General features: G+C 66.4%; 15 protein-coding genes. 10 read left to right on the forward strand and 5 right to left on the reverse strand.

Annotation, left to right across the window (positions count from 1 at the left end):
- Positions 1 to 8 precede the first annotated feature (8 nt).
- Positions 9 to 1,298: an oligogalacturonate lyase family protein gene (locus L0C21_RS13220; RefSeq protein WP_259278914.1), complete on the forward strand. Its 1,290-nt coding sequence runs from the start codon at positions 9 to 11 to the stop codon at positions 1,296 to 1,298.
- Positions 1,299 to 1,514: 216 nt separating this feature from the next.
- Here L0C21_RS13220 and L0C21_RS13225 read toward each other — a convergent pair whose 3' ends face one another.
- The 5 genes from L0C21_RS13225 to rhmD are packed head-to-tail and all read right to left on the reverse strand — an operon-like array spanning position 1,515 to position 6,326.
- Complete coding sequence (locus L0C21_RS13225; RefSeq protein WP_259278915.1) at positions 1,515 to 2,555, reverse strand: glycoside hydrolase family 43 protein; 1,041 nt, start codon at positions 2,553 to 2,555, stop codon at positions 1,515 to 1,517.
- A 17-nt stretch (positions 2,556 to 2,572) separates the two neighbouring features.
- On the reverse strand, positions 2,573 to 3,469 hold the full coding sequence (locus tag L0C21_RS13230) for an amidohydrolase family protein (protein ID WP_259278916.1): 897 nt from the start codon (positions 3,467 to 3,469) through the stop codon (positions 2,573 to 2,575).
- A gap of 39 nt (positions 3,470 to 3,508) precedes the next feature.
- Positions 3,509 to 4,258 (reverse strand): SDR family NAD(P)-dependent oxidoreductase, encoded by a 750-nt coding sequence (locus tag L0C21_RS13235; protein WP_259278917.1) that lies wholly within the window; start codon positions 4,256 to 4,258, stop codon positions 3,509 to 3,511.
- 1 nt (position 4,259) lies between these two features.
- Entirely contained in the window at positions 4,260 to 5,126 is an 867-nt protein-coding gene (locus L0C21_RS13240; RefSeq protein WP_259278918.1) for a 2,4-didehydro-3-deoxy-L-rhamnonate hydrolase, read from the reverse strand.
- Positions 5,127 to 5,141: 15 nt separating this feature from the next.
- Complete coding sequence (rhmD, locus tag L0C21_RS13245) at positions 5,142 to 6,326, reverse strand: L-rhamnonate dehydratase (protein WP_259278919.1); 1,185 nt, start codon at positions 6,324 to 6,326, stop codon at positions 5,142 to 5,144.
- Positions 6,327 to 6,521: 195 nt separating this feature from the next.
- Between rhmD and L0C21_RS13250 the strand changes: the two genes are divergently transcribed.
- The 9 genes from L0C21_RS13250 (at position 6,522) to xylB (ending at position 14,409) form a co-directional block, all read left to right on the forward strand.
- Positions 6,522 to 7,370, forward strand: a complete 849-nt coding sequence (locus tag L0C21_RS13250; protein ID WP_259278920.1) for an IclR family transcriptional regulator — start codon at positions 6,522 to 6,524, stop codon at positions 7,368 to 7,370.
- A 25-nt stretch (positions 7,371 to 7,395) separates the two neighbouring features.
- The gene (lra1, locus tag L0C21_RS13255; protein ID WP_259278921.1) at positions 7,396 to 8,163 is read left to right on the forward strand and encodes an L-rhamnose 1-dehydrogenase Lra1; all 768 of its coding nucleotides are present in this window, start codon (positions 7,396 to 7,398) and stop codon (positions 8,161 to 8,163) included.
- 469 nt (positions 8,164 to 8,632) lie between these two features.
- Complete coding sequence (locus L0C21_RS13260) at positions 8,633 to 9,046, forward strand: DUF6496 domain-containing protein (protein WP_259278922.1); 414 nt, start codon at positions 8,633 to 8,635, stop codon at positions 9,044 to 9,046.
- Positions 9,046 to 9,240 (forward strand): hypothetical protein, encoded by a 195-nt coding sequence (locus L0C21_RS13265; RefSeq protein WP_259278923.1) that lies wholly within the window; start codon positions 9,046 to 9,048, stop codon positions 9,238 to 9,240. The genes L0C21_RS13260 and L0C21_RS13265 overlap by 1 nt, the downstream gene beginning before the upstream one ends.
- A 10-nt stretch (positions 9,241 to 9,250) precedes the next feature.
- The gene (locus tag L0C21_RS13270; RefSeq protein WP_259278924.1) at positions 9,251 to 10,564 is read left to right on the forward strand and encodes an SDR family NAD(P)-dependent oxidoreductase; all 1,314 of its coding nucleotides are present in this window, start codon (positions 9,251 to 9,253) and stop codon (positions 10,562 to 10,564) included.
- 3 nt (positions 10,565 to 10,567) lie between these two features.
- On the forward strand, positions 10,568 to 11,431 hold the full coding sequence (locus L0C21_RS13275; RefSeq protein WP_259278925.1) for a glucose 1-dehydrogenase: 864 nt from the start codon (positions 10,568 to 10,570) through the stop codon (positions 11,429 to 11,431).
- Between the two features lie 119 nt (positions 11,432 to 11,550).
- Positions 11,551 to 12,294 (forward strand): ZIP family metal transporter, encoded by a 744-nt coding sequence (locus L0C21_RS13280; RefSeq protein ID WP_259278926.1) that lies wholly within the window; start codon positions 11,551 to 11,553, stop codon positions 12,292 to 12,294.
- 139 nt (positions 12,295 to 12,433) lie between these two features.
- Complete coding sequence (locus tag L0C21_RS13285; RefSeq protein ID WP_259279513.1) at positions 12,434 to 13,552, forward strand: fumarylacetoacetate hydrolase family protein; 1,119 nt, start codon at positions 12,434 to 12,436, stop codon at positions 13,550 to 13,552.
- 71 nt (positions 13,553 to 13,623) lie between these two features.
- Positions 13,624 to 14,409 carry a D-xylose 1-dehydrogenase gene (gene xylB / locus L0C21_RS13290; protein WP_259278927.1) on the forward strand — a complete coding sequence of 262 codons (786 nt, stop codon included), beginning with the start codon at positions 13,624 to 13,626 and terminating at the stop codon, positions 14,407 to 14,409.
- The last annotated feature ends 2 nt before the right edge of the window (positions 14,410 to 14,411 follow it).

Raw genomic sequence — 14,411 nt, forward strand, 5'->3', positions numbered from 1 at the left:
GCACCAACATGCGCCTGCCCCTGTTCACCGCCGTTGCCGCCGTGGCGCTGGCCGCCACTGCCGCTCACGCCTCCGATGTGGGCCGCCGCTTCCCGCCGGAGAAGACGAGCATCGTCGATCGCACGACCGGCGTGCCGCTCACCGTGCTCACCTCCGGCCGCTACAAGGACGGCAAGAACTACCCCACCCACCCGCAGTGGGCCCATGACGGCATCCACATCATCTTCCCCTCCGGCGACCGCGACAAGGACGGCACGCCCGAGGCCTTCGCCGTCAACGAAATCACCGGGGATATCGTCCAGCTCACCGACGGGCCGGGCGTCGGCACCGGCAGCCTCAATGTCGCCCGCCGCTCCAACAAGCTCTACTACATGCGCCGCAACGGCGAGGCGGGCCGCACCCAGCTGATCGAAGTGGATTTAACGCCGCTCCTGGCGGATTCGGCCGCGGGCAAAATGCGCGGGCAAGGCTATGAGCGCATCGTTGCCACCCTGCCCGAAGACCATATCGAGGCGGGCGGCTTCACGCTGGATGCGGACGAGAAAACCGCCTACGTCGGCTTCGATGCCCGCCGCGCGCCGCCGCGCCAGCCCGGCCAGCCGGTGCCGCAGGTGCCGGGCGGCCTGCGCGCGATCGACCTCGCAACCGGCGCGGTCCGCACCGTCATCGAAACGCCGTTCCGCATGGGCCACGTGCAGGCCAACCCGTTCGTGCCCGGCGAAATCCTCTACTGCAACGAGACCGGGGGCGACGCGCCCCAGCGCATGTGGATCGTGAAAGCCGACGGCACCGGCAACCGCCCGGTGTTCAAGGAAGGCCCGACCGACTGGGTGACCCACGAACAGTTCGCCGACGCCGACCACGTGATCTTCAACCTGATGGGCCACAAGCGCGACCTGCGCAAGGCCGCCACCGGCATCCTCGTCGTCTCCCTGCGCGACGACACGGTGGAACATCTGGGGCAAATTCCCATCAAAGACTTCAAGCGCACCGAACTCGCCAACTTCACCGATCCCAACATCCCGCAGGACGACACCAGCACCGGCGGCTACTGGCACAACGGCGTCACCTACGATGGCCGCTGGGCCGCTGGCGACGACTTCGACGGCAACGTCTGGCTGATCGACCGCAAAAACAACAAGCGCACGCTGCTCACCACCGGCCACCGGATGCGCCCCAACCACACCCATCCCAGCTTCAGCCCGGACGGCACCCGTATCCTCATCCAGTCCGGAATGCTCTCGGGCGGTAAAAACCTCGGCCTGATGGTGGTGCCTGTCGCGCCCGTGGCGGACTGAACTTCTTTTTTGAATGATATAACCAAGGGGGTCTTGGACCCCCTTGGAACCCCTATCGTATTTTATTGGATGCACCCGGCCGAATTGGTGTGCGACAACACATCTGCTCACGAAGCATCTCGGCCCATGGAGGGCGCGGCCCGTGCAAACGAATAGGGAGTGCAGGGGGATCGAGATCCCCCTGCAAAAAATCCCTTTGTAACGAAGTAAAAACCCTCAGCGCGCGTCGCCGTCCAGATCGATGCGCTGACGGATGATGTGCAGGGCATCGCCGCTGTCGTCGATTTCATAGAGCTTGCCGCGCGCTTTCGCGCCGAAGGGCCGGTGGAGCACCATCATCAGCTGGCCCTCGAAGGTGCGGAACAGCATGCCGTGGCCGCTGGAGCCGCCGACGAGCGGCGGCAGTTGCTCCCATGGGCCATCGAGCGTGCCGGAGGTGGAGCGCGCCTGGGCCTGATTGTAGCCGTCCGCGCCGTAGCTGGACCACAGCATGACGAGCTTGCCGGTTTTGGTGCGGTGGAGCCACGGGCCGTCGGTGACGTAGACGAGGTCATCCGGCCCGCTTTGGGGCTGGCCTTTCACCCACGGCGCGTCGCTGGCACGGAACAGCAGCTTGGGCGGCCCGGCAACGGCGAGGGTTTCGTCGAGCGGGACGGCTTCCATGGTGCCGTCGGTCGTTTGCACCCACTCGTGGGCATAGACCAGCCACGGCTTGCCGTTTTCCACATAGAGGTGGCCGTCGAGCGTCATGTCGGAGGCGGGCACGATGGGTTCGCCGTTGCGGACCACCCGGTAGGGCCCTTCCGGCTTGTCGGCGACGGCGAGGATGGTGCCGCGCCGGTAGGGGCTGCGCTTGCCCTCCTGCGGCAGGGTCAGCGCCTCGTTGTGGAGGGTGGTGAAGAGATACCACTTGCCCTGCCACTGGTGCACCTCGGGGGCCCAGGCGCCCGCTACGCCCCAGATGCCTTCAGGCACGGTGAAGACCAGCTTCGGCCGGGTCCAGTGGCGCAAATCCTTGCTCGTGTAGAGCATGGTGCCGACGCGTTTGTCCCCGCTCGCCTCCTCGATGTTGGAGGTGAAGAGGTAATAGGTGCGGGTCTTTTTGTCCGCGACGATGAAGGGGTCGTGCAGGCGCATGGTCTCCAGCGTCAGCGGCGCTTCCGCTGCCACGTCGGACGGCGCTTGCGGGGCCTGGGCGCAGGCTGCGGTTCCGGTGGCAAGCAGCAGCGCGAGCGCGAAGGGTGCGATGCGGCGCATGAAGGTCTCTCCCCTTGTCAAATATCCAGCCCCAGTCGGTAGACCCGGTTGGCATTGCGGCCGAACATGTCCCGCCGCTCGTCCTCGCTGAAACCTGCGGCGATATCGGCGAAGGTTTCCAGAATCTGCCCACAGGACGAGAACAGTTTGTCGGTTGGAAAATCGCTGGCGAACAGCACCCGCTCTGGCCCGAAGCGCTCGATCACCTCAAGGGCGAAGGGCTTCATGTCTTCCGGCTGCCAGTCGCGCTTGATGAAGCCGAAGCCGGAGAGTTTGACGAACACGTTGGGCAGCTCGGCCAGCCGCGCCACCTCCTGCCGCCAATGCTCGAGGCCATCGACCGGCATGCCGCAGTGGTTGAGGATGACGGGCGTCTCCGGATTGCGCGCGATGGCCGCGGCGACGTTGGCGAACTGGCCGGGGTAGCATTGCAGGTCGAACGACAGGCCGTATTTTTGCAGGGCAGAGAAGCCGCGCTGCCATGCCGGATCGCCGGTCACGTCGCGGGGCGTGTAGGTGCGGCGCGAGTCCGGGTGCCAGTTGACGATGTGGCGGATGCCGCGCATGTTGGCGTGGGCCGCGTGCGCCGCCAGAAGCTGCTCCACGTTCGGGTCATCAAGCGCTGCGAAGGCGACGATGCCGTTCGGCAGCCCCCGGCCATCCGCCATGTCCTGCAGCCAGCGGGTTTCCTCGAGCGCAGCCTCAGCCGCCGCGCCCGCGTCCACATGCACCATTCCGGCGATCGTCCAGCCGTCGGCGTCCGCCAGATAATCGTCGAGAGAATAGGTGCGGGCGATAGGCTCCACGTTGCCGTTGGGGCCGTCGTCCGAAAAAGGCGGCGTCAGCCACGGATAGGAAAGTCGCCCCAGGTCCCACAAATGCACATGGGCATCGACGAATGGAATATCCCGCATTGCTTCCTCCCCCCGGATGCACAGGACTACGGCGCAGGATCAGTAGGTCGTGCGTCCCCCCGATGTATCGAAGGTGGAAGCGGTGGTGAAGCTGCATTCCTCGCTCGCCATGAAGCACACCATCGCGGCGGTTTCCTCCACCCGGCCCAGACGGCCCATCGGGATTTTCGAGCGCATGAAATCGATCTGGCTTTGCGGCAACTGTTCGAGGATCGGGCTCTCGAAGGTGGCGGGCGTGACGCTGTTGACGAGCACGCCGCGCGTCGCCAGCTCCTTGCCGAGCGACTTGGTGAAGCCGATCACCGCCGCTTTCGAGGCCGAATAGGCGCTGGCGTTGGGGTTGCCCTCCTTGCCCGCGACCGAGGCCACGTTGACGATGCGGCCGTAGCCGTTGGCGAGCATGTAGGGCACCACCGCGCGGCAGCAGTAGAAAATGCCGTAGAGGTTGATCTCGATCACGCGGCGGAAGCTGTCGGCGGGAAATTCGTGCACGGGGGCGGTCGCGCCGGTGATCCCGGCGCTGGCCACCATCACATCGATGCGGCCGAGGATGCGGTTGCTCTCCTCCACCGCCCGCGCCACCGCGTCCTCGTCGGAGACGTCGACCGCGATGACGTGCTCTGCCCCCACCTCCGCCTGGGCGCGGGCGAGGTTGTCCGCGTTGATGTCCCACAGGACGACGCGGCCGCCCTCCGCCACGATGCGCCGACCGACTTCAAGGCCGAGACCCGAAGCGCCGCCGGTGATGATCGCGGTCCGCCCTTCGAAACGTCCCTGAAATACGGTCATGTCAGGCCTCGTCGTTCAGGTTGCGCCAGGCGACGACCTTCTGCCGCTGCTCGCCGAGGCCGGTGATGCCGAGATGCATTTCATCGCCCGGCTTCAGGAAAATCTTCTCGGGCTTCTGCCCCTCGCCCACGCCCGGCGGCGTGCCGGTGATGAGGAGGTCGCCGGGGTGGAGCGTGATGAAGCGGCTGACGTAGCTGATGCATTCGGCAACGGGGAAAATCATCGTCCGCGTATTGCCGGTCTGCATCCGCTTGCCGTTCACGTCGAGGAACATGTCGAGGTTCTGCGGGTCCGGGATTTCATCGGGCGTTGCCAGCCACGGGCCGACGGGGCCGAAGGTGTCGCAGCCCTTGCCCTTGTCCCACTGGGAGCCCAGCTCCTTCTGAAAGGCGCGCTCCGATACGTCGTTCGCCAGCACGTAGCCCGCCACGCGCGACAGCGCATCGGCCTCCTCCACATAGCGGCAGGTCTTGCCGATAATGACGCCCAGCTCCACCTCCCAGTCGGTCTTTTGCGAACCGCGCGGGATCATCACCTCATCATTGGGGCCGTTGAGGCAGGAAATGGCCTTGGTGAAGAAAATCGGCTCCGGCGGCGGCTCGAGGCCGGACTCCTTCGCATGGTCCGCGTAGTTGAGGCCGATGGCGATGAACTTGCCGATGCCGTTCACCGGCACGCCGTAACGGGGCTGGCCTTCCACCAGCGGCAACGAGGCCGGATCGATCGCCTTCAGCCGCTCAAGCGCGCCCGGCGTCACCTCGGCGGGAGTGATGTCGGAGACATGGCCGGAGAGATCGCGGAGCTTGCCGTCCGCATCCAAGAGACCCGGCTTTTCCTGTCCCTTGGGACCATAGCGCAACAGTTTCATGTACGGGTACTTTCCTTAATGGGTGTAGGGGCGGTGAAGGGCGATGTCGCGGTTGAGCTCGACGCCGAAGCCCGGCTTGTCGAGCACGCTCGCGCGCATCCGGCCCTTCTCGGGAATGGGCTCGCCCAGCAGCTGCGGGTGGAACATGGGCACCACCTCGTCCGCCTTCGGGGCCATCATCAAAAACTCGGCGAACGGGCTGTTGTGGCGGGTGATGACGAAATGATAGCTGTAAACTGAGGAGCCGTGCGGCACGACCAGCTTGCCGCGCGCATCGGCCAGCGCCGAGATTTTCAGGAGTTCGGTAACGCCGCCGCACCAGCCCACGTCCGGCTGGATGATGTCGCAGCAGTCCATCTCCAGCAGCATGCGGAAGCCCCAGCGGGTCGCCTCATGCTCGCCGGTCGTCACCAGCATGCCCGCGGGCGCATTGCGTTTCAGCTCCGCATAGCCCCAGTAGTCGTCGGGGCTCAGCGCCTCCTCGATCCACTTGAGGCCGAACTCCCGCGCACGGTGCGCGAGGCGGACGGCGTAGTTCACATCGAGCGCCATCCAGCAGTCGAACATCAGCCAGAAATCCTCGCCCACCCGGCTCCGCATTTCGGCGAGTTCCGCGATATTTTTATGCAAGCCCTCCTCGCCTTCGGCCGGGCCGTGGTGGAGCGGCATCTTGCCGCCGATGAAGCCCATTTCTTTCGCCAGGTCCGGCCGCGCGCCGGTGGCGTAGAATTGCAGCTCGTCCCGCACCGCGCCGCCCAGCATGTGATAGACCGGCTCCTGCCGCAGCTTGCCGAGGAGGTCCCACAGGGCAAGATCGACGCCCGAGATGGCGTTCACCACCAGCCCCTTGCGGCCGTAGTATTGGGTGGAGAAATACATCTGGTCCCAGATCTTCTCGTATTCGGCGGGGCTGCGCCCTTCGAGGAAGCGGGAGAGATGCTTCTCGACGATATAGGCGGCAGGCTCGCCGCCGGTCGTCACCGCGAAGCCCACCGTGCCGTCCGTCGCCTCGATCTCCACCACCAGCGTGCCGAGCACGTTGATGCCGAAGCTCTGGCGGCTCTGGCGATATTCCGGATACCGGCTCATGGGCGTTGCGATGTGATCGTCGATCCAGTGGCCCTCGCCCTGATCGTGATAGTCCGCGCCGCCGCCGCGGACGACATAGGCCCGCACCTGTTTGATCCTGGGCAAGTTCATGCTGGCGCGCTCTCCCTCAAAGGCCTAAGGCTATTCCACATGTTGGGAAGCTATTGCGAATCAGGCAAGACTGAAGAGGAAGGCAAAGCCCGGAAGGGCCATGCCATTTTCTCGGTTCTTCGCATTTCGGGCCATCGTTCCCCAGCCGTGGTTTTTCGCTTGGCTTTTCCATATTATGGGATAGGATCTTAAGTGATGAGACAACGCACGTCAATCGATAGCAGCAAGACCGGCGAGAAAAAGTCCGCCGATACGTCGCGCGCACCGTCCGGCAGCCAGACCCTGCTGCGGGGCCTGGATGTGCTGGAAGGCGTTGCGGAAGGCCCCATCTCGCTCGGGGAGCTTGCCGCGCACCTGGGGCTCACCCGCAGCACCACCCACCGGCTCGCCAATGCTCTGACCGAGCGGCGCTATCTCACCTTCGTGCCCGGGCGCGGCTACCAGCTCGGCCCCAAGCTGCTGGAGCTGGGCTTTCAGGCGCAGCAGCAGGCAGACCTGGTGCAGATCGCCCACCCGTGGCTCGAGGTGCTGGCCCAGCAGTCGGAAGACACGGTGCACCTGGGCGTGCGCGACGGCGACAGCGCCCTCTACCTCGACAAGATTCCGGGCCGTCGCCGCATCGTCATCAGCAGCCGCGTGGGCGACCGGCACCCCCTCACCTCCACCGGCCTCGGCAAGGCGCTGCTGCTCGATGAAGAGCCGTCGCGCTGGCAGGAGCTGTTCGAGCTGGAAAAGCGCAAGGTGAAGCCCTCGGTCGATTACAAAACCTGGCTGAAGCGCATGACCGGCTATGTGGACGCCGGGCGCACCTTCGACCTGGAGGAAAACGAGGACCAGATCCGCTGTGTCGCCGCGCCCATCCGTGATGCCAGCGGCCGCATCTTAGGTGCGATCAGCGTCTCCAGCGCCGCGCAGTATATGGATGACGACCGCATGGCGGCGCTGTCGCAAGAGGTGGTCGGCACCGCCAATTCCATCAGCCGCGAACTCGGGTGGAACCCGGAGAAGCAGGCGCAGGCCGCGCGCGGGCGGCCCAAACGATAGGCCCGCAACACAAGGGGAGGGACAATTGACCAAGCTGCTCGAAGGCAAGACCGTTCTCATCACCGGCGCATCCGGCGGCATCGGCCGGGCCGCCGCCATCGGCGCGGCGCAGCACGGCGCGGATGTGGCGATCAACTACGCGGGCAATGATGCTGGCGCGGAATCGGCGGTCGCCGAGATCGAGGCGCTCGGGCAGCGCGCCATCGCGGTGAAGGGCGATGTCGCCGAGCCGGAGACGGCGCAGGACTTCATCGCCCGCGCGGTCGAGGCCTTCGGCAAGGTGGACGTGTTCGTCAACAACGCCGGCATCTGCCCCTTCCACGCCTTCCTCGACATGCCGGTCGACACCTTCGAGCGCACCATGCGGGTGAACCTGCACGGGGCCTATTACATGGTGCAGGCCGCCGCCAACCAGATGGTCAAACAAGGCCACGGCGGCGCCATCATCGCCGTCAGCTCCATCTCGGCACTCGTCGGCGGCGAGTACCAGACCCACTATACCCCCACCAAGGCGGGCGTGCACTCGCTCATGCAGTCCGCCGCCATCGCGCTCGGCAAGCACGGCATCCGCTGCAACTCCGTGCTGCCCGGCACCATCCTCACCGACATCAACAAGGAAGACCTCGCCGACGAGGCCAAGCGCAAATACATGGAAGGCCGCGTGCCGCTCGGCCGCCTCGGCCAGCCGGAAGACCTCGCCGGACCCATCGTCTTCCTCGCCTCCGACCTCGCCCAATACGTCACCGGCGCAGCCCTGCTGGTGGACGGCGGCGCGTTCGTGAACTTGCAGTGATGTGAAGGTGTTTTAATGAATAAACTTTAAGGGGGTCTCGGACCCCCTTAAAATCCTCCCTTCGTTTTTTTCGGGCCGTGTCCTGCATAGGCCAGGGCGCTCACTGGACTTCAGCTTGCGCGCTGCCGTGACCGGGTGCGTCCCGATAAACGAAGGGGAGGTGCAGGAGGGTCTGCGACCCTCCTGCATAAATGGATAATCACCAAACACAAAAATAACCAAATACGCAAATCAACGTTAATGGGGTTTAAACGCTCACTGAGAGGTTTTTACCTATCTCCGCTAGGGTGGTAGCGGGCGGGCCCGGAATCGCGCTGTAAGGGGCCTTTGCGGGGCTTTACGGGGCATGTCCGGGTGGGGTCTCGCTCCGTTTCGACTTCCGGCGGCGCAGGCTTTTGGAGCCGAAGGCTCAACCCACGGCCGAATGACGCGTTGAACGATGTGTGGGCCGGCCAGGGAGTTGAGGACGATGGCCAAGCAATCGAAGGATCAGAAGGAGACCGTGGAGCGCGTCATGCACGAGTTCAAGCATGGCGAGCTGGAGACCAGCCACGGCAGGAAGGTGAAGAACCCGCGTCAGGCCATTGCCATTGGCCTGAGCGAGGCCGGCGCCTCCAACCAGCAGAGCCCCGAGGAGAACCGGGAGCGCTTGCGCGAGACCAAGGCGCGGGAGCGCAAGGGGGAGACCTCCCAACAGCAGCAGGAAGGCGGCAGGCAAAGCCGGGCCAGCGACCGGGATCAGGACCAGGACAAGGGCGCCTCCCGCCAGCGCCGCGCCAGCAGCGGGCAGACCAAGGCCGAGCTTTACGAGAAGGCCCGGCAGCAGGATGTCCCCGGCCGCTCCCGCATGAGCAAGGCGGAGCTGGAAAAGGCAGTCCGGTGATGAAAAATCCCGAGCCAACGCCCCCTCGCCCGCAGCAGGGCGCGCCGCAGAGCAACGCCCAGCCCGAATACAGCGCTGAGGACGTGCGCGGCGGCGAGATCATCCTCAGGACGCGCACCCGCCGCATCATCTTCATCGCCGGGCTCGCTGGCATCGTCGTCCTCGCGTTCCTGATCCGCATTTTCGCGTCCTGACAGCGGGACCATGCGGCTGCTGTGCGACGAGATGCTGGCGGGGCTGGCCCGCTGGCTGCGCGCCGCCGGGCACGACGCCGTGATGGCCGAACCCGGCGTTGCGGACCGCGATCTCGTCCGGCAAGCCCGTGAAGAAGGCCGGTGGCTGCTGACCCGCGACCGCTCTCTGGCGGCGCTCGGCGGCGAGGTGGCCCTCCTGCTGCCCGAGCCGCTGGACGCGCAGGCGGCTTTCCTCAGCCAGCGGCTGGGGCTCGACTGGCAGGAAGCCCCGTTCGAGCGCTGCCTCGTCGATAACACCTGCCTCGTTCCCGCAAAGCCGGAGGACCTTGCCGCCCTGCCGGCCGGGACGGAGGCCCTGCCGGGCCCGTTCCGCGCCTGCCCCGCCTGCCGCCGGATCTATTGGCCGGGCAGCCACGTGCGCCGCATGGCGGCGCGCCTGCAACGCTGGGCGGCGCTTGCGCCCTCGCCCCAGGGAACCGGGCCCAGTGTCGCGGGTTCGCAAGAGGAACCCTGGGAGATCGCCATGGCCGCAGACGAGATCAGGCCGCTTGCGCTTGTAACCGGCGGGTCGAGCGGCATCGGCTACGCGCTGGCGCAGGAATTCGCCAGCCACGGCTACGACGTGCTGATCGCCGCCGAGAACCTGCAGCATCTGGAGGAGGCCCGCGCCAGGCTGATGGCGGACGGCGCGCGGGTGAAAACCCACGCCAGCGACCTGGCGCGCGAAGAGGGGGTCGAGAGCCTTTATCAAGCGCTCCAGGGCCGCCCGGTCGATGTGCTGTGCGTCAATGCGGGCGTCGGCCTCAACGGCCCGTTCGTGGAGACGGACCTCCGGCGCGAACTCAGGATGATCGACCTCAACGTGCGCGGCGCGGTGCAACTGACCAAGCTGGTATTGCGGGACATGGCCGCCCGCGAGCATGGCAAAATTCTTTTCACCTCCTCCATTGCCGCCAGCCACCCTGCCCCGTTCGAGGCGGTTTACGGCGCGACCAAGGTTTTCCTGCGCTCCTTCGGCGAGGCGCTGCGGAACGAGCTGAAGGACACCGGCATCACAGTGACGGTGCTGATGCCCGGCGTCACCGACACCGCCTTTTTCGAGCGCGCCGAGATGATGGATACCAAGGCCGGGACCATGGAGAACAAGGACGACCCCGCCGAGGTGGCCAAGGCAGCCTTCGAGGCGCTGATGGAGGGCAAGCACAAGGTTGTGCCCACCCTCAAGAACAAGGTGATGAGCGCGGTCAGCGACATCATCCCGGCCCCCGCCGGGGCGCAGGCCCATCGCGGGCTGGCCGAACCGGGCACGGACAAGAAGGAGTAAGGCATGGACAAGCGCGACGAGGTCAAGCCGCCGATCCCTGAGCAGCAGCAGGAGACGCCCGGCACCACCGGGGAGATGACGCCAAGGCCGGACCACGGCGAGGACAGCTACAAGGGCTCCGGCCGCCTTCAGGACAAGAAGGCCGTTATCACCGGCGCGGACAGCGGCATCGGCCGGGCCATCGCCATCGCCTTCGCCCGCGAAGGCGCGGACGTGCTGATTTCCTACCTGAGCGAGCATGACGACGCCAAGGAGACCGCCCGCTGGGTGGAGGAAGCCGGGCGCAAGGCGGTGCTGGTGCCCGGCGACATTCAGGACGCGAACCATTGCCGCTCGATCATCGACAGGGCGGTCAAGGAATTCGGGCGGATCGACGTTCTGGTCAACAACGCCGCCCACCAGATGACCTACGAGGAGCTGGGCGACATTCCCGACGAGGAGTGGGATGCCACCTTCCGCACCAACATCCATTCGATGTTCTACCTCACCAAGGCGGCGGTGCCGCACATGAAGGCGGGCGGGGCGATCATCAACACCACCTCCATCAACGCGGACAAGCCCAACCCGACGCTGCTCGCCTATGCCGCCACCAAGGGGGCGATCCAGAACTTCACGGCCGGGCTCGCCCAGCTGTTGGCGGAGAAGGACATCCGCGCCAACTGCGTCGCGCCGGGGCCGGTGTGGACGCCGCTGCTGCCCTCCACCATGCCGCCCGAGACGGTGAAGGACCTGGGCAAGGCCTATCCCATCGGCCGCCCGGCCCAGCCGCGGGAGCTGGCCCCGGTTTACGTGATGCTGGCGAGCGACGAGGCCAGCTACGTCTCCGGCGCGACCGTGGCGGTGACCGGCGGCAAGCCGTTCATGTAACCCGGCGCTCAAGGCCGCTCCTGGAAAAGACCCCCTCAGCGGGGGTCTTTTTTTGCGACCCGCGTTCAACCCCTGGCCTGCCTCTTCGTACCTTCATCATCAATATGGGAGAGCAGATCATGCCGGTGTGGCTTGAAGCCGGGTTGTGGTCGCTGCTGGGGGCCTCGTCGCTGCTGATCGGCGCGGCCCTTGGCTATGCTGTCCAGTTTCCTGCGCGCCTCACCGCGGGCATCATGGCCTTCGGCTGCGGCGTCCTGATCTCGGCCGTCGCCTACGATCTCATCATGGTCGGTTTTCAGGAAGGCGGCCTCTGGCCGATCATCGCCGGGGCGCTGGCGGGCTCTGCCGCCTACACCTTTGCTGACTGGCTCATCATGAAGCGGGGCGGCCGCTATCGCAGGCGCTCCGGCGAAAGCCAGCAGAGCCAGGGGGACGTCGGCAGGATCATCGCCATCGGGGCCCTGCTCGATGGCGTGCCTGAATGCATCGTGCTGGGCATCGGCCTGCTGCGCGGCAGCGGCATCAGCCTTGCCATGCTGGCGGCGATTTTCCTCTCCAACCTGCCGGAGGCGCTCACCAGCGCCATCAGCCTGAAACGCGCCGGAAGCGGCAAGGTCTACATCATCGGCCTGTGGGTTGGAGTTGCCGTGCTGTCCAGCCTCGCGGCGCTGATCGGCACAGCCCTTCTCGGCCGGGCCGCACCGTGGCTGGTGGCAACGGTCAACGCCGTGGCCGCCGGGGCGCTCCTCACCATGATCTCCGATACCATGCTTCCCGAAGCCGTGGAGCAGGGACACAGAGGCACCGGCGCCCTCGTCGTCCTTGGCCTGCTCGTCGCCTTCGCCCTCTCCCACGCCGGATAGGAAAGTTTGGGGAATCGGCGATCCCGGCCTCTAGAGGGATGCTTGACAGATAGGCTGCGCCACGACATGGTAGCGCTATCAATAAAACAGAAGGTTGGGGAGAGTACCCGTGCACACCGATGGCCTGTTTGCCGCATCCATGCTGCCGGAAGACTGGCGCGAAGGGCTGCTTGTCGGCCGCCTGCAAACCCCGGCAGGCCCCAGCCCGGTTCTGGTGCGCGATGGCCGGGTGCACGACATGGCGCGCATCGCCCCCACCGTCTCCGCGCTGCTTGAGCTGGACACCCTTTCCTCCCTAGAAGGCACCGTGCTCGGCGATCTGGAATCGCTCGGGATCGGCGGCACAGGCAGCGCGGCCCCCTATTCCCTCCTCTCCCCGGTCGATCTCCAGTGCGTGAAGGCGGCGGGCGTCACCTTCGCCGTCTCCGCCATCGAGCGGGTGATCGAGGAGCGCGCCCGCGGCGTCGCCGGCGAGGCGGCGGCCGTGCGCGCCAAGCTGGAGGCGCGCGTCGGCAGCAGCATCCGCTCGGTCGTGCCCGGCACGGCGGAGGCCGCCGCGCTCAAGGCCGTGCTCATCGAGGAAGGCCTGTGGTCGCAATATCTGGAAGTGGCGATCGGGCCGGATGCGGAAATCTTCACCAAGGCCCCGGTGCTCTCCTCCGTCGGCTGGGGCGCGGAGGTGGGCGTGCGCTCCGATTCCAGCTGGAACAACCCGGAGCCGGAGGTGGTGCTGATCGCCAACGGCGCGGGCAAGGCCGTGGGCGCAACGCTCGGCAACGACGTGAACCTGCGCGACTTCGAGGGGCGCAGCGCGCTCCTCCTCGGCAAGGCGAAGGACAACAACGCCTCCTGCGCGCTGGGGCCGTTCATCCGCCTGTTCGATGCCACCTTCACCATGGACGACGTGCGCGACGCGGTGATCGATTTGCGGATCGAGGGGCCGGAAGGCTACCGCCTCACCGGCACCTCCTCCATGCGCGAGATCAGCCGCGATCCCGAAGAGCTGCTGCGCCAGGCGCTGAGCGAGCACCAGTATCCGGACGGCTTCGCCCTGATGCTCGGCACCCTGTTCGCCCCCGTGCAGGACCGGGACGAGGCCGGGCGCGGCTTCACCCACAAGCCCGGCGACATCGTGCACATTTCAACGCCGCGCCTCGGCGCGCTGGTCAACCGCGTCACCACCTCCAAAGCCGCCGCGCCATGGACCATGGGCATTCAGGCGCTGATGGCCAACCTTGCCGCGCGCGGCCTCCTGTAAGCGCCGCCGCGCGCCGCTGCCGCCCGAGTGCGAACCCGAACAAGTACCTGTTAAAGTTGGAGATTGAATACGTGTCCCAGGCTGCGTCCTCAGCGTTCAAACCCGCGATTTACCCGAGCCTGCGCGACCGGCGCGTGCTGATTACCGGCGGCGGCTCGGGCATCGGGGCGTCCCTCGTCGAGGCCTTCGCCCGCCAGGGCGCGCGTGTGGCATTCATCGACATCGCCGAGGCGGACTCCCGCGCGCTTGTGGAGCGGCTCAGCGACTGCGCCTGGCGGCCCAGCTTCCACCACTGCAACCTTACCGACATTGAGCGCCTGCAAGCCACCCTCGCCGCCATCGAGGCCGAGATCGGCAGCATTCAAATTCTGGTCAACAACGCCGCCAACGACGACCGCCACGCCATCGCCGACGTGAGCCCGGCCTATTGGGACGACCGCATGGCGGTCAACCTGCGGCACCTGTTCTTCTGCTCGCAGGCGGTTGCGTCAGGCATGAAGGCGGCGGGCGGCGGCGTCATCCTCAATTTCGGCTCCATCTCCTGGCACCTCGCCCTGCCCGACATCGTGCTCTACCAGACCGCCAAGGCGGGCATCGAGGGCATGACCCGCGCCATGGCGCGCGACCTCGGCGCGGACAACATCCGCGTCAACACCATCGTCCCCGGCGCGATCCGCACGCCCCGCCAGGATGCCCTCTGGCACGACGCCGAGGAGGAGGCGCGCATCCTCAGCCAGCAGTGCCTGAAGGCGCGGGTGATGCCGGCGGACGTGGCGGCAATGGCGCTGTTCCTCGCCTCGGACGATGCGCGCATGTGCACCGGCCACAGCTATTTCATCGACGCGGGCTGGCGCTGATC

The sequence above is a fragment of the Pedomonas mirosovicensis genome (assembly GCF_022569295.1).
Classification (GTDB): domain Bacteria; phylum Pseudomonadota; class Alphaproteobacteria; order Sphingomonadales; family Sphingomonadaceae; genus Pedomonas; species Pedomonas mirosovicensis.

What these genes read in the sequence shown, in the direction of transcription:
- L0C21_RS13265 (WP_259278923.1), top strand. Translation starts at nt 9,046, where the DNA reads ATGAAAAATCCCGAGCCAACGCCCCCTCGCCCGCAGCAGGGCGCGCCG.
- L0C21_RS13280 (WP_259278926.1), top strand. Translation starts at nt 11,551, where the DNA reads ATGCCGGTGTGGCTTGAAGCCGGGTTGTGGTCGCTGCTGGGGGCCTCG.
- L0C21_RS13270 (WP_259278924.1), top strand. Translation starts at nt 9,251, where the DNA reads ATGCGGCTGCTGTGCGACGAGATGCTGGCGGGGCTGGCCCGCTGGCTG.
- L0C21_RS13220 (WP_259278914.1), top strand. Translation starts at nt 9, where the DNA reads ATGCGCCTGCCCCTGTTCACCGCCGTTGCCGCCGTGGCGCTGGCCGCC.
- L0C21_RS13275 (WP_259278925.1), top strand. Translation starts at nt 10,568, where the DNA reads ATGGACAAGCGCGACGAGGTCAAGCCGCCGATCCCTGAGCAGCAGCAG.
- L0C21_RS13230 (WP_259278916.1), bottom strand. Translation starts at nt 3,469, where the DNA reads ATGCGGGATATTCCATTCGTCGATGCCCATGTGCATTTGTGGGACCTG.
- L0C21_RS13240 (WP_259278918.1), bottom strand. Translation starts at nt 5,126, where the DNA reads ATGAAACTGTTGCGCTATGGTCCCAAGGGACAGGAAAAGCCGGGTCTC.
- L0C21_RS13285 (WP_259279513.1), top strand. Translation starts at nt 12,434, where the DNA reads ATGCTGCCGGAAGACTGGCGCGAAGGGCTGCTTGTCGGCCGCCTGCAA.
- rhmD (WP_259278919.1), bottom strand. Translation starts at nt 6,326, where the DNA reads ATGAACTTGCCCAGGATCAAACAGGTGCGGGCCTATGTCGTCCGCGGC.
- L0C21_RS13235 (WP_259278917.1), bottom strand. Translation starts at nt 4,258, where the DNA reads ATGACCGTATTTCAGGGACGTTTCGAAGGGCGGACCGCGATCATCACC.
- L0C21_RS13260 (WP_259278922.1), top strand. Translation starts at nt 8,633, where the DNA reads ATGGCCAAGCAATCGAAGGATCAGAAGGAGACCGTGGAGCGCGTCATG.
- L0C21_RS13250 (WP_259278920.1), top strand. Translation starts at nt 6,522, where the DNA reads ATGAGACAACGCACGTCAATCGATAGCAGCAAGACCGGCGAGAAAAAG.
- L0C21_RS13225 (WP_259278915.1), bottom strand. Translation starts at nt 2,555, where the DNA reads ATGCGCCGCATCGCACCCTTCGCGCTCGCGCTGCTGCTTGCCACCGGA.